The organism is Psychroserpens jangbogonensis (assembly GCF_000797465.1).
GTDB classification, from domain to species: Bacteria; Bacteroidota; Bacteroidia; order Flavobacteriales; family Flavobacteriaceae; genus Psychroserpens; species Psychroserpens jangbogonensis.
Window position 1 is genome coordinate 118,031 of sequence record NZ_JSWG01000008.1, and the last position, 18,549, is coordinate 136,579.

Genomic DNA, 18,549 nt, shown 5'->3' on the forward strand with positions numbered 1-18,549 from the left:
GATTAAATTTAAGGTTAATCATTTTGATTAATCTCTAACCATGCTTAAGCAAGATCAAGAAATATTTAACATATTACTAGAGGCAGTTTCAGAAGGTGTTATTATCGTTGATAATCATCAACACATCATGGAAGTCAATAGAACTGCAGAGGTTTTATTTGGATATAATAAAAGTGAGCTTATTCAAAAAGATTTAAATCTCTTACTTCCTTCAAATTATCATGAAAATCATACTAGTCATTTTGAGGCGTTTGTCAAAAAAGGGAAACCAAGAAGCATGGGAGAAGCCACAGATTTATATGGCTTAAAAAAGAATGGCGATATCATTGCAATTGAGGTAGAACTCAACCCGTTTACTATTTACAATAAGACTTATGTCATGGCTTTAATTAAAGATGTCTCAGATAGAAAAGAGACTGAAAAAATTTTAATGCTTAAAAGTAGTGCTCTGCAGTCTGCAAGTAATGGCATTATAATAACTGATGCACTAAAGCCGAATAATCCAATAATATATTTCAATTCTGCATTCCAAAACCTTACTGGTTATTCAAGTAAAGAAATCCTTAATCACAATTGTAAGTTTTTACAAAGGGAAGACAGAGATCAAGAACCAATAATTGAATTAAGAAAAGCCATTAAGAATGGTGAAAGTTGCCAGGTTACAGTGCGTAATTATAAAAAGGATGGAACTATGTTTTGGAATGATTTATATATCATACCCATTATTGATAAAAAAGGCATCGTAACAAATTTTATAGGGATTCAAAATGATGTTACACAAAAAAAAGAAGCAGAAGCTGAACGGAACCATTTAGCTACTATTTTTGATGAGTCGTTAAATGAAATTTATGTTTTTGATGCCAAAACATTAAAATTCATAAACGTTAATTATGGTGCACTAAAGAATATTGGCTATAGTATTGAAGAGCTAAAAAATATGACACCTTTAGATTTAAAAACTCATGAGGATAAAATTACATTTAGAAATAACATAGATTCTATAATTAAAAATAAGGTTGAAAAATTAGAATTTGAAACTGTACACCAACGAAAAGATGGAACAACTTACCCTGTTGAAGTTCATTTGCAACTCTCTGGTCTTTTAGAAAACGAGGTTTTTGTAGCAATAATTTTAGATATAACTGAACGTAAAAACTACACTAAAAAACTCGAAAAGAAAGTGAAAGAAAGAACAGAGCAACTCAATGTTGCACTGTCTAAAGAAAAAGAACTTAATAAACTTAAGACTCAGTTTTTATCTCTCGTATCTCATGAATTCAAAACGCCTTTAAGTGGTATTTTAACGTCATCTGCTCTCTTAGACAAATACAAACTAACTGAGCAACAAAATAAACGTGATAAACATATTAAAACAATATCTGACAAAGTACATTACTTGAATAATATTCTAAATGATTTTCTATCTCTTGAAAAACTTGAAACTGGTAAACTGACGTATCGTTTTGATCATTTTAAATTGACTAAAGTCATCGATGAAGTGATATATAATGCAAACATGCTTTTAAAAGAAGGTCAGTATATTATTTACCCAGATAACATAAACGATCTTTCCCTCTTTCAAGATGAAAAAACGATAGTATTGATCCTTTCTAATTTGATAAATAATGCCATTAAATATTCTCCAGAACATTCGGTTATAACTATAGATATTGAACAAAATAATGAACTAACTACCATTCATATTAAAGACAATGGAATTGGAATACCTCTTAAAGATCAGAAAAGCATTTTTGAACGCTATTTTAGAGCTGAAAATGTTATGAATACCCAAGGCACAGGAATAGGCCTAAATATCACTAAAAATCATTTAGAAAACTTAGATGGTACGATTTGTTTTGAGAGTGAAGAACAAAAAGGAACTACCTTTACAATAACAATACCTAATACTGCAACACAATGACAACCATTTTACTTATAGAGGATGATATTGTCTTAAGAGAGAATACTGCAGAGCTTTTAGAACTTTCTTTTTACAAAATAATTACGGCTTCTAATGGGAAAATTGGTGTTGATATGGCAAAAAAACACTTGCCTGATGTTATTATTTGTGACATCATGATGCCCGAACTTGATGGTTATGCTGCTCTTAAAATTTTATCTCAAAACGAAACTACAAAATACATTCCTTTTATTTTTTTGTCAGCAAAAACAGAACATAAAGATGTTAGAAAAGGAATGAATTTGGGCGCTGATGATTACATCACAAAACCATTTAGTGAAGATGAACTCATCAGCGCAATTGAAAGTCGATTAGCCAAAACTTCAATTCTAAAAGATTTAAGAATCAACTCGAACATTCCCATTCAAGAAAAAAATAAAAATGAAATCAGGACTCTTAACGATTTAAAAAACTTTTTTGATGATAATGGAACTACTTTTAATTTCGAAAAGGATACTATAATTTATCGTGAAGGAGACCATTCAAATTATATTTATTTAATAAATAAAGGCACTGTAAAATGTCACCAAATTGATGAACAAGGGAAAGAACTAGTTACCTCTTTGTTCAGGGAAGATGATTTATTTGGCTATACGTCTTTCACCAATAACCAACCACATAAAGAAACAGCCACAGTTATTGAAAACACTGAGGTTATTGGTATTTCTACTATTGAATTCAATCAAATATTAAATGATAACCCTAAAGTAGCTTTAGAACTTATCCAGTTACTATCTGATGATCTTTTGATCATTAAAAACCAGTTATTGGAAATGGCTTACGGTTCAGTAAATAAAAAAACCGCAACAACAATTTTAAAGTTTGCTGAAAAAATAAACAGCAAACCAGAAGACCCAATTAACATCTCTAGAAGCGACTTGGCTAGTGTTGCTGGAATAGCAACTGAAACATTAATTAGGACATTAACAAATTTCAAAAAACAAGGCATCATTGAAGCTGACGGTAGAAACATTATAGTAATAGACTTAGAAAAATTAAAACGCATTAGTTAACCAAAAATGACCAATATCATTTCAAGAACGACATCGTGTAGATAAATTTGTTCCTTTAAAGATATTGTTCGATGAAAAATATATTATTACCCACTGATTTTTCAGAAAATTCATGGAATGCTATTAAATATGCTGTTCAGTTTTTTGAAAATTTAAAATGCAACTTTTATCTATTACATATTATTAGATCAAATACTATTGTTGCTCATAACTCACCATATAATTTAGATCAAAACGTAATAGAAGATCTGTACACAAAACCAACCAAGTTAAAATTAAACAAGATCCTTAATCGTATTACTGAACTTTCACCAAACCAGGAAAATCATAAATTTTATACACTTACAGATTATGGCTTTTTCATAGAATCCATTCGTAAAAATGTTGAAGAAAAACAAATAGATTTTATAGTTATGGGAACTAAAGGAGCTTCTGGATTAGAGAAGATTATTCTAGGAACAAACACAGCCGATGTTATTACCAAAGTAAAATGCAACACCTTAGCGATTCCAGAAAATTCTGAATTTGAAACACCTAAAGAAATAGCTTTCCCTACCGACTTTTCATTATCTCATAATCTTCAAGTTTTACAACCAATTTCCGATATTATTCAACGATTTGCATCATCAATACGTATTGTACATATCAACAAAAATAAAGTTGATTTAAACAATGATCAAAAGAAAAACAAAGAGTTATTAGACGATTATTTTAATACTCTAAAACCTAGTTTTCACTATTTAAAAAACAATAAAGTAGAAGATGCTGTTCAATGTTTTATTGAAAGCAGAGATATTAATATGATTTGTATGGTGGCTAAAAACCTAAATTACTTTCAACAAATCTTATTCCATTCAAAAGTTGAAAAAATAAGTTATCACACAGATATCCCCTTTTTAGTATTACACGAAAAAAATTAAAACTATGGATAATTCAATTTTCTTGGCAAAATTTTGGGGATGGTATCTCCTAATATTCTTTTTTGTATTAAGCCTTAATCCCAAACGAATAAGACAAATATTTAAAGACCTTAATGATGAAAAATTTCTCATCCTCGCTTCTTTTATAGCTATCATCATTGGTTTACTTAATATTCTAGCACATAACATTTGGGAATTAAATTACAAGCTAATTATCACTTGTATTGGCTGGGCATCTATGATTAAAGGATTGGCTCTGTTTATATTTCCAAAACCAACTGTGAATTGGTTGATTTTTATGAATATTAAACTAGTTCAAGTTATTTATTTGCTTCTCTTTTTTGTTGGTCTTTTTCTATTAAACACGGCATATGGTATCGTAATAATTTAAAAAAAACGCTATAACTGATATATATCATTGATACTTTAAGCATATCAAGTTATATTTATATTGCCAAATATTTTTGGCTATTGAAAATGGGGATTTTCTTTAGATTTGCAACTAAATTTGAAAGATGCCAAACGTAAGTTTGGCATCTTTTTTTCCATATACTTTAATTTTTACTGCACTTCAGACAGTCGAGGATTCTAAAACTATTGTACTATGAATAGTTATAATCCATAAAAAAATTCATCTGATATATATCATAGGCTTTTATAAATCTACAGCATAAATTTGTTCAACAATATTAAAATCAACAGTTATGCTATCAATTCTTTTACCCACTGATTTTTCTGAAAACTCTATGAATGCAATTAAGTATGCTTTAGAATTTTTCAAATACCAGAATGTGAAATTCTTTTTTATGCATGCTTATAGAAACGAGTTTTACGACCATGATGATTTGGTGTCTCGCGAGGTTTTTGATGATGTTTTGAATAAGATAAAAAACGAATCTCAACACAATCTCGGAAATCTCATTATTAAGGTAAAAAAAATAGCACCAAACCCAAGGTTTTCATATCAGACCATTTCAGCATATAACACACTAGTCGAAGAAGCCAATGCCATTGTAGACGAACACGATATAGATTTAATTGTCATGGGTACAAAAGGTAAATCTAATGATCGTCATATTGTATTTGGAAGTCATACATTTCAAGTTTTAAAATATGTTCAGTGCCCAGTTCTAGTGATTCCTTCAAATTATACAAACACACAACCAAAACATATTCTATTTCCTACCAATTATTTAATCCCTTATAAACGTCGAGAGCTAAAATTACTGTCAGTATTAGCTAAATCATATAGGAGCATTATAGATGTGCTATACATCTCTAAAAGCGATAATCTATCAATAAGACAAGAAGACAATAAAATATTCATTCAAGATACATTAGGTGATAACAAGGTGAATTTTTACCAAAAGGACAGTAAAAAAATAGATGAGGCTATTACAACTTATATAGCTGAAAAAAATATAGACATTTTAACTATGGTTAATACCCAACATTCGTTTTTAGAAGACTTACTATTTCCTTCTGCACTAGATAAAGTTAGTATTGGACTTGAAATACCTTTACTAGCTATGCAAAACGCCACACGTTCTTGATGAACAACAAAAACTAAGATTATGAAACATATACTTTTACCCACAGATTTTTCAGACAATGCATGGAGTGCAACAGTATATGCTTTAAGATTATATGCACTTGAAAACTGTACATTCTACTTTTTGAATTCGTCAACAATAAAAGTTTCTGTGATGTCTAGCATGTCAAATAAACTAATTCAGATAATGGCAGATAATGCCAGGAAAGAGCTCGCAGAATTAAAAAAAATGGCAGAAAACACAAGTGCAAATGTCAATTATAAATTTGAAATTATATTCAGTACTGAAGACATACAAGGTGCCATAGAGACTGCTGTTACAAAACATAAAATTGATCTGGTTATTATGGGAACAAAGGGATCTAGTAAAGCCAAAGGAGTTTTCTTTGGAAGCAACACTATCCATATCATTAAAAAAATGAAACTTTGTCCAATATTGATTGTTCCTGATGAATTTGACTTTGAAAAGCCAAAGCAAATTGCGTTTCCAACGGATTTTAATCGCGATTTTGGCAAAGAGTTAGTACCATTAAAACGTTTAGCAGAACTCTACAACTCGAATATTAAAATTGTTCATATTAACGAAGAGAATAATTTAACAGAGGAACAAGGCTACAATCTCACCAAGCTAAAAGACGACTTAGAAGATTATACTCTTAGCTTCCATTGGATGCCAGACTACGATAATAAAGAACAAGTCATTAAGGATTTTATTGAAGAACTCAATATTAATATTTTGGTAATGATAAACTACAACCATAGTTTTATTGAAAGCATCGTTAACGAACCAGTTATCAAAAACATAGGATTTCAACCAACAGTTCCATTTCTAGTTATTCCTTGTTTGAGCTGATGGATATCATTTCCTTTTAGAAGGCTAGACTTTAATTTTATGCTAATAAGTTAAACAGATATAAAATGAGACAGACAGGCATTTGGATTGATAGAGACAAAGCACATATTGTAACTATTGAAAACGGAGTAGAAAGATTAAACACAATTACATCTAACATGGACCATTTTAAACCACATGGTGGTTCTGGAACACGATTAAAAGGTGGTCCACAAAATGTTGTCCAAGACAGTAAATATTTAGAACGTGAGAAACATCAATTAAAACAATATTATACTGTTATCGCTACTCAAATTAAAGACACAGATGAATTAGTGATTTTTGGACCAGCAGACACTAATGAAAAATTAAGCAAAGAATTACACGAAAACTATAGCAGTTTAAGCAAAAAAATAAAAGATGTAAAAAAAGCTGATAGCATGACAGACAATCAAGTTAAGGCTTTGGTAAGAGACTTCTATGAGTTGAATTAAATTTCGACAATTTACTTAGTTAGTGAAGTGAAACTGCCATTATCGATTTTGATTTTGGCAGTTTTTTTTAAAACATAAACAATGAAAAATACAGACTTAGAGATAACCAAATCATCTGGTGAGAAAGTGAAGTTTTCATTAGATAAGTTGCGCACATCATTAAAACGAACTGGAGCAGAGAAAGTGACTATAGACCAAATAATAGATAATGTTCGTGATGAATTATATCAAGGAATATCTACGAAAGAAATTTATAATAGAGCCTTTGCACTTCTCAAAAAGAAGAAAAGCTATTTAGCTTCAAAATACAAACTAAAAAAAGCCATCTATGAGTTAGGACCTACTGGGTTTCCGTTTGAACGCTTTGTAAGTGCAATTCTAAAATATTCAGGATACAAAACTGAAGTTGGTAAAATTTTACAAGGTAAATGTGTAAAGCATGAAGTTGATGTTATTGCCCATAAAAAAAACGAAACCACAATTATAGAATGTAAGTTTCATAGTGATCAAGGTCTTAATTGCAATGTCAAAATTCCACTATACATTAACTCGCGATATCAAGATGTAAAAACCCATTGGGACGCCAATCCAAAAAATGATACCATTCTCACTAAAGGTTGGTTAGTAACCAATACAAGGTTTACTGAAGATGCATTGCGATATGGTAATTGCTGTGGTCTTTATTTATTAAGTTGGGATTACCCTAAAGGCGATGGCTTAAAGGATAGAATTGATCGATTAGGACTATATCCAATAACCGTGTCAACACAACTTACCAACAGAGAAAAACAATTTTTATTAAGCAGAAATATTGTTTTATGCAGAGAGTTAATAGGAGATGTTTTCTATCTCGATCATTTAGGTATTTCTGAAATAAGAAAAGAGAAAATATTAAATGAAATTTCTCAATTATGTCGCTAAATATATAATCAACATGGAAAAATTTGCGAAAATCACGTTTTTAGGAGCTTCAGGAGTTGTTACAGGATCTAAATTTCTGATAGAAACTTCAGAAAAGAATATATTAGTTGATTGTGGTATGTTTCAAGGTTTGAAAGAACTTCGAGAATTAAATTGGGACAATTTGCCTATTGATGTCGAAACCATAGACATCGTTTTACTTACTCATGGCCATTTAGATCATGTTGGGTATTTACCACGTTTACTAAAACAAGGCTTTAAAGGGAAAATTAAAGGAACTGCTCCAACACTAGCAATCGCTGAGATAATCCTTAAAGATAGTGCCAAAATACACGAAGAAGAAGCAGAAAAAGCTAATAAAGAAAAGTATACTAAACATAGTCCTGCACTTCCCTTCTACACCATTATCGATGCTGAGAAAACAATACGACAGTTTGAAGTAGAGATTGAAGATAAATGGATTTCATTATCAGAAAACATATCTTATCGTTTTCAGTATAATGGACATATTATTGGAGCTACATTCATAGAAATTGATATCAATGGTAAACGATTTGTGTTTTCTGGAGATATTGGTAGAACTGATGATTATTTATTGAATGATCCAAAAACACCAGAATGGGCAGATTTTTTATTCATTGAGAGCACCTATGGCAATAAACTACATCCTGAAGAAAATATAGAAGACATTCTAACTACAATTATCCACGAAACCATTCATAAAAAAGGGAATCTTATTATTCCGAGTTTTGCTGTTGAACGGCTGCAAACACTCATGTACATCTTATGGAAATTATATAAGAAAAATAAGATTCCAAATATTCCAATTTTCATAGATAGCCCAATGGGAAATAATGTTTTAGAAGTATTTAATCGATTTCCAAAATGGCATAAACTATCCACACAAGAATACAATGCGATGTGCAACCATGTAAACATTGTACAGTCTTATAGAGAAACATGGGAAACCATTGATGATAAAAGATCTAAAATTGTCATCGCCGGAAGCGGTATGGTTACTGGTGGCCGCGTACTAACATATTTAAAGCAACTCATAGACGAACCTTCAACAACCGTTTTATTAGTTGGCTATCAAGCTGAAGGCACACGAGGACGACAATTGCAAGATGGCGCTCATGAAATAAAGTTTTTCGGAAAATATTATCCTGTAAAAGCAACAATTAAAAATATTGAAAGTCTTTCTGCTCATGCCGATCAAGAAGATCTGCTCAACTGGATTAAAACCATTAAAAATATTCCTGAAAACGTGTATTTAATTCATGGTGAACCTACAGCTTTAGATGCGTTTAGAGTAAAAATTAAAGATACTTATAATTGGAATGTAATCATTCCCAAATTAACAGATATAGAGGAGGTAATTCTTTGATCCTACTAAAATAATAGATCAAACTGATTGATATCATTTCGAAAGATATAATTCATGAGTACATTAGTAATTGACAATTAAGTTTAACTCTTAAATATAAAAATTATGTCACTTATTAAATTTAACAACGGAAACAGATTATCCCCTTCGTGGGCAAATGACAGTTTAAAAAACTTTTTAAGTAGCGATGATTTTTTCAATCATGACTTTTTAGAAGAAGACAGTTTGATGCCTGCAATGAACGTCAAAGAACACAATCAAGACTTTGAAATTGAATTTGCAGCTCCTGGTTTTTCAAAAAAGGATTTTGAAGTTACCATCGAAGACAACACCCTCAAAGTGTGTGGAGAAAAGAAAAAAGAGACTGAAGAAAAGGATGAAGGTTACAATCTTAAAGAGTTTAGTTACAATTCATTTAAAAGAACTTTAAAACTTCCTAAATCTGTTAACACAGACCAAGATGTAAAAGCTACATACAAAAATGGGATTCTTAAGTTAAATCTTCAAAAGAAAGAAGAAGCAAAAGAACAACCTAAAAAAGTAATTGAAGTTTTGTAATAATCACGAAAGCAGATTGTAGTTTGAGGGACTACTTTCTGCTTTCTCATAAAAATTTACGTCATGACAACAACAAAAACATACGCTCATTATGTAGAATGGTTAAATTCAGACCAAATGCATTATGCTTCCAAAGAATGGCTTTCAGAATTAAGATTTATAAGAGATGAACATCACTTTTTTGAAGACCTCATAACCACATTTACATCGCTAATAATAGAAACTGGGAAATTTTCAGATACCAAAGAAATTATTGATGCCATAAACAGATCTCATAAGCGAACTAATTTACTTATTGAAGTCGTAAAGACACATCAAAATGATCTTCAAATAATGGTTGATGGAATAGATCAGTTAGAACAAGAAAAAGCTTACACCCAAGAGCATAGAGTTTTAATAATTACGATCGCTGACTTCTTAAAAGAATACAAATCATTGAAATTGCAACTCTTCGACATCATAAAAAACATTAAAAAAGAAGAGAAGCAAAAGCATCTAATTGATAAAAAATAACTCAAATAAAATTGTTATGAAAAAATCACTCCTAATAATAGTCTTCCTCTTTTTGATTAGTTGTTCTTCAACTCAATTAGTTGAAAGCTGGAAAAATCCAGACATTGATAATTATGAACCCTATAAAGTGTTCGTTGTTGGATTAACGTCTGATATCGATGCAAGACAGCAATTTGAAAAAAAACTTAAAGATGAGTTAGAGCATAGAGGGTATGAAGCTGTTATGAGTATAAATGTATTAGATGATGCTCAAAAAAATGATAAAATGTCGGAAACAGAATTAAATGCATTAGAAAACAAGTTAATTTTAGAAGGCTTTGACACAGTTCTATTGACTAAGATTGTTGGAGTTGAAGAAAAAATTAATTACAAAAAAAACTACGATGACTACGAAGAGACTTTCCGAAGATTTAAGGAAGAATATTTAATGTATCAGGATGTTTTTTATAATCCCGAATATTATGAAGAGTATAATATATACAAAGCAGAAACCTCAATGTATTGCATTTGCCCTACAAAGGACAGAGAACTTATTTGGAAAGGCTACATTAATATTACCGATCCTCAATCACAATCAATAGGAAAAACTGTAAATGATTATGTGAGGTTGGCCATTGTTGTTCTAGAAGAAGAACTATTGATTGGACCAGTCGTTATTAAAAACGAGGAAACTACTGAAGGAACAGTTCAAATTTTGTTCGATTAACTCCACAAAAAAACCGCTCGATATGAGCGGTTTTTATTATTTTAACTTATGTAAGATTAATCTCCACTTAGGTGTTTATTATACTCCCAAATTTCATCCCATCTGTTAGTAAATGTATCATCCAATGTATCAAGAAACGTTTCCCACGATTTTTCGCCATATAACTTTTCATAAGCGGCTTTAAAATTTCTATCTTCATCCATCTCTGCCCAGTTTTTCATAAAACCAACTGTAGCTACATGTCTTCCTAAATCACCTTGTAAAAAAGCATTGTAGTATAAACCCCAAGGATTTTCACCTGGTAATGACTTGATAGTTTTACTTACTTGTTCGAATACTTGATCCATTGTATAATCATGGTCATCAGAGATTTCAAAGTATCTAATATACATTAGAGGATATAAGTTATCTGGCCCTAACATACTTGTGTTTGATTTTTTATCATCTTGAGACCAATATTCAATAGTATGAATCTTTTTAATGTACGGCATCACATTATCACGCCAATCAGCATCATGACCATTTGCTCCAGGACGAGAATCATTGTGCTTAAGCATCATTGACCCCATTTGCCAAACCATTTTACCAGCATTTGGGCCAGTACTAATATTGTAAACTGTAGCCTTATAAGGTCCTTCCTTATGATACGTTTCATTGTGCTTGCGCATGTTATCACTAAACGTTTTTAATTGTGTATAATCAGCAGTAAACATCATGTTTTCCCACATGTTATAATCTTCAGATTCTTCTTGGGCATTTGCTGGATTTGAAAACGCAAATACCATAGCTAGCATCATTAGAGATGCAATTGATTTTTTCAACATAATTTATAGTTTTTGTTGGTTAGATTAGCGCTCTGTAAACTTTTAAGCACTGTATTAATTTAAAAATTGAAATAGCATATAATAAATAGAGTTATAAACTCTTATTTAAGATAAAGATCAGATTTGAAGACAAAGTAAATATATACTAGAACAATCCTAAAACCAACTGACTTAGGACGAAACCAACAAAATAGTGTACAGAGGTTCGTTTATACTTACCGAAGCGAATTTTAATCAATTAGTAGGTTACTGTATTGGTTTGAAGTAAACTCTTGCGTTATTGAAATCTATAATCCAATTGAATTCTTTGAGCACTGTTCCGCCCAAAATAGCTGTAAAATCAGTGCTTGCTGGAGTCAAATTAAAGTTAACTTGTAAATTTTCAATGGTGCTTTTTCACAGCATCACTTTAGGAATAATAACTTGATTAGACTTAATTACCGTTCCATCAGTGCCAGAAGATTGGCTATTTCGCTTTGTTTCATATTGATTCGCTAATTCAAATTTCGAAACGATTTTATGATACACAATTAGGATTCCATTAAATCCAGTATCAATCATAACAGGAAACACTACAGATTCGTCATCTTTGAAGATTGTAAAATCTATGAATGGGACTTCACCTGTCATTGTCATTTTTACGTTTTCATATTTATCGATACTGTTAATCGTTTTTTTAGATCCATGCAATACTAGTTTTTGAAGTTCATAATTGATTTCAACTAAATAGTCCTCAAAAAAAGGATAACCAATAACACCATCAAAAACATATGAATTTGGATAAGCAATAGCAATCAATTCTTCATTCCTTCGTTCAAACTTACCTATATGTAAGTCATTAGAAGAACTCACTCTTTGATTGGTCACGCCATTTGCACCTGTGTTTTCAGTACTACTATCAAACTCCAAATTAAGTTTAGAATCTGTTTTGGTAGTATTCACAACCATAGCATTAGCTCCAGTATCAAAAATAAAATCTAAGGGTTCTGAATCATTTATGGTTGCCTTAATATAAATCCTGTTATCGTTCCCTAACTTAAATGGAATAGAGTCTTGAGCTTCGACAAGAGTGATTGAAAAGTAAAATATTATAAGAAAAAGTTTAAAAAATGTTTTCATTCAATTTCAAAAATAGCAATTATACTATTTGAAAAGTACAACTTTTATTTTTGCATAAAATTGTGTTTACACTACTGTTTTTCCTTTTTCTTTAAGAATGAAAAAATGCTTTTCTTTTTTTTCTTTGTGTCTTCAGTACCAGAATCAAACTCACGTTCTTTTTGGTCTTTAGTGAAGAGTCGTTTTAGAAATCCATCTCGCTTTTCTTGTTCGCAATCTAAGGCTGCAATAATAGCTTCAGATGGTGTTTCAAACTTCGCCTTAGTAATATCATTATATTTTGAATCAGCATTCAACTGCTTTAAAAATAAAGCCACAGTTGGCAAAGCTGAATTAGCACCTTGTCCAATAGTCGTATTACTAAAACCAATACGATGGTCATCATTTCCAACCCAAGATGCCATGACTAAATTTGGGCTTATGCCAATAAACCAACCATCTTTATTATTTTGTGTTGTTCCTGTTTTTCCAGCTAAATCATTATCCAATCCATAAGTGCTTCTCATTCGCCTTGCTGATCCTGAATTTATTGTTGATTTCATCATCTCAATCATGATTTGCCTTGTGTCTTGAGAAAAAGCTTCAGTTCCTATGTAACTATTAGATCGTTGGTAAATAATTTTTCCAGCTTTGTCCTCAATTTTAGTAATATAAAACGGTTTTGAAACATGAGCTTCATTAGCAAAACTTGTATAGGCACCAATCAATTCTAACATTGAAAGTTCTGCAGTTCCTAAAGCTAATGATGGTACTCTTGGCAAGTCTGATTGTATTCCCATACGTTGTGCTTGTTCAATTACAGCGTCAACACCAACATCTTCAAGAACTTTTACAGCGATAGTATTTACAGATTCACTCAACGCTTTTTCAAAGGAATAATTAAGGTGTCGATCCACTTCTTCTTTACCTCCATTTGTAGGTGTCCATCCTTTTTGATTGGTATATGTAATTTCTTTTATCGGATAATAGGTACAAGCATCCATACCTTTTTCTAAGGCTGTTGTATATACTATAGGTTTAAATGTAGAACCAACTTGTCGCTTTGAAGCAGATACATGATCAAATTTAAAACGTTCAAAATTGATACCTCCAACATAAGCTTTCACAGCTCCAGATTTCGGATTCACAGCAACAAATCCAGTATTTAAAAACTTCATGGTATGCTTTAGACTATCAATAACTGAAGCGTCTTTAATGATTTCACCTTCCCAAGAGAATAGACTCTTTTTAGTCTTTACCTTTAAAGAATCCATGATGGCTTTTTCGCTCCACTTTTGCTTCTTTAATCTTCTATATAGTGGTAAATCTTTTATTCGTTTTTCAATCAATGAAGTGTTAGTAATCCAAGGTGCTCGCTTTCCATATGAGGTTTCTAATTGCGACTGTAAAAATGCTAGATGTTGTTGCATCGCAGTTTCTGCATAGCGTTGCATATCAATATCTAAAGTAGTATGAATTGTCAATCCGTCCTTATACAAATTATAAGATTCGCTATTTGCTGTAGATAAACTATCAAGAATTCCCTTTACATCTAACCTCACCTTTTCTCTAAAGTAAGGTGCAGTGCCTTCAGAATGATTGAATTTTCTATAATCTACAACCAAGGATTGCTCACTTGTTTCTGTCCTTACCGCTTTAGTAATGTATTGGTACTTTTCCATTTGTTGTAAGACAACATCACGTCTTAACTGGCTTCTTTCAGGAAATAATCTCGGATTATAACTATGTGGAGCTTTTAAAGTGCCTATTAAAGTTGCCGATTGCGATAAATCGAGGTCATTCGTTGTTGTACTAAAAAACCGTTGTGAAGCACTTTCTAGTCCGAAGACATTCTCACTAAAAGGAACAGTATTTAAATACATGGCTATGATTTCTTGCTTCGAATACAAGTCTTCAAAACGTGTGGCAATAATCATTTCTTTGGTTTTATTTACTGGCATCGAAAACCAACCATGATTATCCCTTCCGTAGATATTTTTCGCCAATTGCTGGCTAATTGTACTTCCTCCACCTGAAGAGTTATTTTGCAATAGAATGGATTTAAAAAACACTCGAAATAGACTTCTATAATCGACGCCATCATGTTCATAAAACCGAACATCTTCAGTAGCTACTAATGCGTCAACCAAATGCTTCGGAAGATCTTTATGTTCAATTATTTGTCTATCGAAAATGAAATATTTACCTAATAACTCTTGATTTGCATCTAGTAACAAACTAGCTTCAGCTTGCTTGATGTTTGAAATATCTTCTTTAGATGGCAACTTTCCCCAAAGTCCGAAATACACTGAAAACCAAAAAAGTAAAATCAAAATTATGCCACTTAAAGACAATTTAAGCAATACTTTCAACCAAGATTTTTTGAATTTCAAACTCATATATAAATATTAGATACTATTTATATACGTAAGAAAAATCATATTCGATGTTTTAAGATTAAAAAAATTATGACTTTTAATTTCATTGGAATATCAATCACTCCAAAACACGTCATCATATTAATTAATTGTGTAATTTTCATCTATGGAAAAAACAGTATCCGAAGCTATCGCTTATAGACGATCAACACGAGTTTACAAAGATGAACCTATAGATAACGAGAAAGTAAAGCAATGTTTACATAACGCATCTTTAGCACCAACGAGTAGTAACTTACAACTTTGGGAATTTTATCATGTGACTTCAAAGGATACTTTAGAGAAATTAACCAAAGCGTGTTTTAATCAAAATGCTGCTAAAACGGCTCAGCAATTAGTCGTTGTTGTCACTCGAAAAGATCTATGGAAAAAACGTGCTCAAGCGAATATTAATTTTTTGAATAAAGCTTTTGACAAACCCGATTTAGAACCTAGACTCGAAAAACGAAAAAAGCAAGCTACAGATTATTACAAAAAACTGATTCCGACCATCTATTTTGATTTTTTGGGCATACTCGGATTTATAAAATATTGGGTATTTCAAGTCATTGGATTGTTTCGACCAATTTACAGACAGACTAGATTAAGTGATATGCGCATAGTAGCACATAAAAGCGCTGGATTGGCTGCACAAAATTTTATGGTCAGTATGGCTGGAATAGGTTATGATACATGTCCAATGGAAGGCAGTGATACCTTAAGAGTTAAGCGAATTTTAGGTTTACCTCGTGGTGCCGAAATCAATATGATTATTGGTTGCGGAATTAGAGACGAATCTGGTATTTACGGACCTCGTTTTCGTGTGCCCTTTGAAGAGGTTTATTTTGAAAAATAATTAATTATCAAAATTACTAATCCCCTCAGATAACCAATCGTGATAATCGTCAGCATCTGGCGTATAGCTCACTGGGTCATTTAGGTTTTCTTCGTTATGATCCATTAAAACATAAAAAGGTTGTGTATTGGTCTTATATTTTATGGTTTGTAATTCACTCCATTTCTGACCAATATATCTTAGTTTTTTACCAGGTTTCAATTTTGAATCTGTAACATCATCATCAGATAATTTTCGTTTATCATCTACATATAATGAAATGAGTACAACATCATTTTTCAATCTATTCAATACCTTATCTTTTACCCAAACATTCTGTTCCATCTTACGACAATTAACACATGCCCAACCTGTGAAATCAATCATAACTGGTTTTCCAACTTCTTTGGCATAGGCTAATCCTTTATCATAATCGTTAAAAGCGAGAATATCGTGTGGTGCCAATAAATGTGCACCATCTGGTAAATCTGAATGATCAGTTGAACTTACAGAACTCCCTCCTTTTGAGTTACCAACACCATAAGGAGATTCACTATAATCTAATGGTGGTGGAAATGCACTAATTAAATTTAAAGGCGCTCCCCAAAGTCCAGGAATCATATAAACGGTGAACGATAAGGTCAATAAACCTAATAATAAACGTCCAACCGAAATATGTTTTAATGGTGAATCATGAGGCAATTGAATTTTTCCGAGGAGATATAATGACAATGCTCCAAAAATGGCAATCCAAATAGCGATAAAGACTTCACGCTCTAAGAAATGTAATTGTAATACTAAATCGGCTTGTGATAAAAATTTGAACGCAAACGCTAATTCTAAAAACCCTAAAACAACTTTAACCGTATTTAACCAACCTCCTGATTTTGGCAACGAATTTAACCAACCAGGAAATGCTGCAAATAATGCAAATGGCAACGCTAAGGCTAACGAAAATCCTAGCATTCCTATCATTGGAGCTAAACCTCCTTCAGAAGCAGAAAGCACAATTATATTACCAACAAAAGGTCCTGTACATGAAAAAGATACAATCGCTAATGCTAAAGCCATAAAGAAAATACCTGTGTATCCTCCTCGATCTGCTTTTCTATCAATTTTATTTGCCCAAGAATTAGGTAACATAATTTCAAATGCTCCTAAAAACGAAATAGCAAAAATAACAAGGATTGCAAAAAAGACAAGATTGAAAGTTACACTTGTGGAAAATTCATTAATTGCACTTGCACCAAAAATGGCGACAACTCCAGTTCCAAGAATAACGTAAATTACTATAATAGACAATCCATAAATGATTGCGTTTTTTATACCTTCAGCTTTATTTTTACTTTGTTTAGTGAAAAAACTAACCGTCATTGGGATTAATGGGAATACACATGGTGTAAATAATGCAATAAAACCAGCTCCTAAACCTAGGATGAAAATAGTCCATAATCCTTCCTTACTACCTTCTTTTTCTGAAGAACCATCATCACTTACCTGCTTGGCTTCAACACTTTTAGTTAAATCAAAATTTAAATCTACATAACTTGGTGTTAAACATTTTTCATCATCACAAGCCATAAATCCTACTTCTCCAACAATTGAAGTAATATCTGTTTTGGACAATTTTATACGTTGTCTAAATTCTGCAGAAGTCTTAAAGAATTTAATCTTCATATTAAAGACTTTATCTTCTACTTCCTTCCCTTTTTCTTCAGAAGTTTTGCCAGCTAAATCAGCACCTTCAGGCAATTGATATGTGAATTCGGTAGGTATTGGTCCATCTTCAGGCACAGATTGTGAGTATAATTTCCAGCCTTTATCTACTGTTGCTTTAGACACTAAGACATACTCTGAATCTGAAATTTTCTCTACAGCTGTAGTCCATTTTACAGGTTCTAAAATTTGAGACGTATCATCAGAAGCTCCCATTTGAAAAGGATTACTTTTTTCAGTATTAGTATCAGATTTTGTAGCTGCAGCTAAATTGAAATTTAAATCTATATATTCTGGAGGTAAGCATTTGCTATCATCACAAACCATGAATTCAACTTCACCTTTTACTACCGATAATTCTTTGTTTAAGACTTTAATACGCTGTCTAAATTCCGCACGATCTCCAAAATACTTGATTTTCATCTCGAATATTGGATCATCTACCGTATGACCTTCTTCTTCTGAAGTATCTCTTAAGGTTTCAAAATCTGAAGTTGTAGTATATATAAATGTAGTTGGAATTGGTCCATCCTCAGGTACATTTTGAGAATATAAATGCCATCCGCTATCTATTGTAGCCGTTGATATTAAGTCATATTCAGTATCTGAAACTTTCTCAACTGAAGTCTCCCATTTTACAGGCTCAAACACTTGTGCTTTAGCAGTGATAGAACACACTATGAAGCTACAAAGTGCAATTATTAAGTTTTTCATCAGCAATAATTAGGTATTGAAAGGAGCTAATTTATAAAAAACAAAGGGATAAATACATAGTATTAAGTCTTGATTAACAAATATCAATT

Annotated in this window: 17 protein-coding genes; 13 read left to right on the plus strand and 4 right to left on the minus strand. The window is 31.6% G+C overall.

Annotated elements, in window-relative coordinates:
• Positions 1 to 40 precede the first annotated feature (40 nt).
• The 12 genes from RH81_RS06340 to RH81_RS06395 all read left to right on the plus strand — a co-directional run bounded on the left by RH81_RS06340 (position 41) and on the right by RH81_RS06395 (position 10,856).
• Positions 41 to 1,921, plus strand: coding sequence for a PAS domain-containing sensor histidine kinase (locus RH81_RS06340; RefSeq protein ID WP_033959099.1), 1,881 nt, complete (start codon positions 41 to 43; stop codon positions 1,919 to 1,921).
• Complete coding sequence (locus RH81_RS06345; protein ID WP_033959100.1) at positions 1,918 to 2,973, plus strand: response regulator; 1,056 nt, start codon at positions 1,918 to 1,920, stop codon at positions 2,971 to 2,973. The genes RH81_RS06340 and RH81_RS06345 overlap by 4 nt, the downstream gene beginning before the upstream one ends.
• A 71-nt stretch (positions 2,974 to 3,044) precedes the next feature.
• Entirely contained in the window at positions 3,045 to 3,893 is an 849-nt protein-coding gene (locus RH81_RS06350; protein WP_033959101.1) for a universal stress protein, read from the plus strand.
• 4 nt (positions 3,894 to 3,897) lie between these two features.
• Positions 3,898 to 4,284 carry a hypothetical protein gene (locus RH81_RS06355; protein ID WP_033959102.1) on the plus strand — a complete coding sequence of 129 codons (387 nt, stop codon included), beginning with the start codon at positions 3,898 to 3,900 and terminating at the stop codon, positions 4,282 to 4,284.
• Positions 4,285 to 4,597: 313 nt separating this feature from the next.
• Positions 4,598 to 5,446: a universal stress protein gene (locus RH81_RS06360; protein ID WP_033959103.1), complete on the plus strand. Its 849-nt coding sequence runs from the start codon at positions 4,598 to 4,600 to the stop codon at positions 5,444 to 5,446.
• Between the two features lie 21 nt (positions 5,447 to 5,467).
• On the plus strand, positions 5,468 to 6,298 hold the full coding sequence (locus tag RH81_RS06365) for a universal stress protein (RefSeq protein WP_033959104.1): 831 nt from the start codon (positions 5,468 to 5,470) through the stop codon (positions 6,296 to 6,298).
• Between the two features lie 65 nt (positions 6,299 to 6,363).
• Positions 6,364 to 6,771, plus strand: a complete 408-nt coding sequence (locus tag RH81_RS06370; RefSeq protein ID WP_033959106.1) for a hypothetical protein — start codon at positions 6,364 to 6,366, stop codon at positions 6,769 to 6,771.
• 81 nt (positions 6,772 to 6,852) lie between these two features.
• Positions 6,853 to 7,692 (plus strand): ATP cone domain-containing protein, encoded by an 840-nt coding sequence (locus tag RH81_RS06375; RefSeq protein ID WP_033959108.1) that lies wholly within the window; start codon positions 6,853 to 6,855, stop codon positions 7,690 to 7,692.
• A 13-nt stretch (positions 7,693 to 7,705) separates the two neighbouring features.
• Positions 7,706 to 9,079, plus strand: coding sequence for an MBL fold metallo-hydrolase RNA specificity domain-containing protein (locus RH81_RS06380; protein ID WP_033959343.1), 1,374 nt, complete (start codon positions 7,706 to 7,708; stop codon positions 9,077 to 9,079).
• A gap of 105 nt (positions 9,080 to 9,184) precedes the next feature.
• A complete protein-coding gene (locus tag RH81_RS06385) occupies positions 9,185 to 9,637 on the plus strand; it encodes an Hsp20/alpha crystallin family protein (protein ID WP_033959110.1) in 453 nt (150 codons plus the stop codon).
• A 63-nt stretch (positions 9,638 to 9,700) separates the two neighbouring features.
• Entirely contained in the window at positions 9,701 to 10,150 is a 450-nt protein-coding gene (locus RH81_RS06390; protein ID WP_033959112.1) for a hypothetical protein, read from the plus strand.
• Positions 10,151 to 10,166: 16 nt separating this feature from the next.
• Positions 10,167 to 10,856: a hypothetical protein gene (locus RH81_RS06395; RefSeq protein WP_033959345.1), complete on the plus strand. Its 690-nt coding sequence runs from the start codon at positions 10,167 to 10,169 to the stop codon at positions 10,854 to 10,856.
• A gap of 56 nt (positions 10,857 to 10,912) precedes the next feature.
• Here the strand turns inward: RH81_RS06395 and RH81_RS16410 are convergent, their stop codons facing one another.
• The 3 genes from RH81_RS16410 to RH81_RS06410 all read right to left on the minus strand — a co-directional run bounded on the left by RH81_RS16410 (position 10,913) and on the right by RH81_RS06410 (position 15,177).
• A complete protein-coding gene (locus RH81_RS16410; RefSeq protein WP_052172451.1) occupies positions 10,913 to 11,680 on the minus strand; it encodes a hypothetical protein in 768 nt (255 codons plus the stop codon).
• Between the two features lie 396 nt (positions 11,681 to 12,076).
• Positions 12,077 to 12,799: a retropepsin-like aspartic protease gene (locus tag RH81_RS06405; protein WP_033959113.1), complete on the minus strand. Its 723-nt coding sequence runs from the start codon at positions 12,797 to 12,799 to the stop codon at positions 12,077 to 12,079.
• Between the two features lie 71 nt (positions 12,800 to 12,870).
• Positions 12,871 to 15,177 (minus strand): transglycosylase domain-containing protein, encoded by a 2,307-nt coding sequence (locus RH81_RS06410; protein ID WP_033959114.1) that lies wholly within the window; start codon positions 15,175 to 15,177, stop codon positions 12,871 to 12,873.
• Between the two features lie 145 nt (positions 15,178 to 15,322).
• On the opposite strand from RH81_RS06410, the gene RH81_RS06415 reads away from it, so the two are divergent.
• Positions 15,323 to 16,051, plus strand: a complete 729-nt coding sequence (locus tag RH81_RS06415) for a nitroreductase family protein (protein WP_033959115.1) — start codon at positions 15,323 to 15,325, stop codon at positions 16,049 to 16,051.
• On the opposite strand, the gene RH81_RS06420 is transcribed toward RH81_RS06415, so the two are convergent.
• Entirely contained in the window at positions 16,052 to 18,460 is a 2,409-nt protein-coding gene (locus RH81_RS06420) for a protein-disulfide reductase DsbD family protein (protein WP_152604798.1), read from the minus strand.
• Between the last annotated feature and the right edge of the window lie 89 nt (positions 18,461 to 18,549).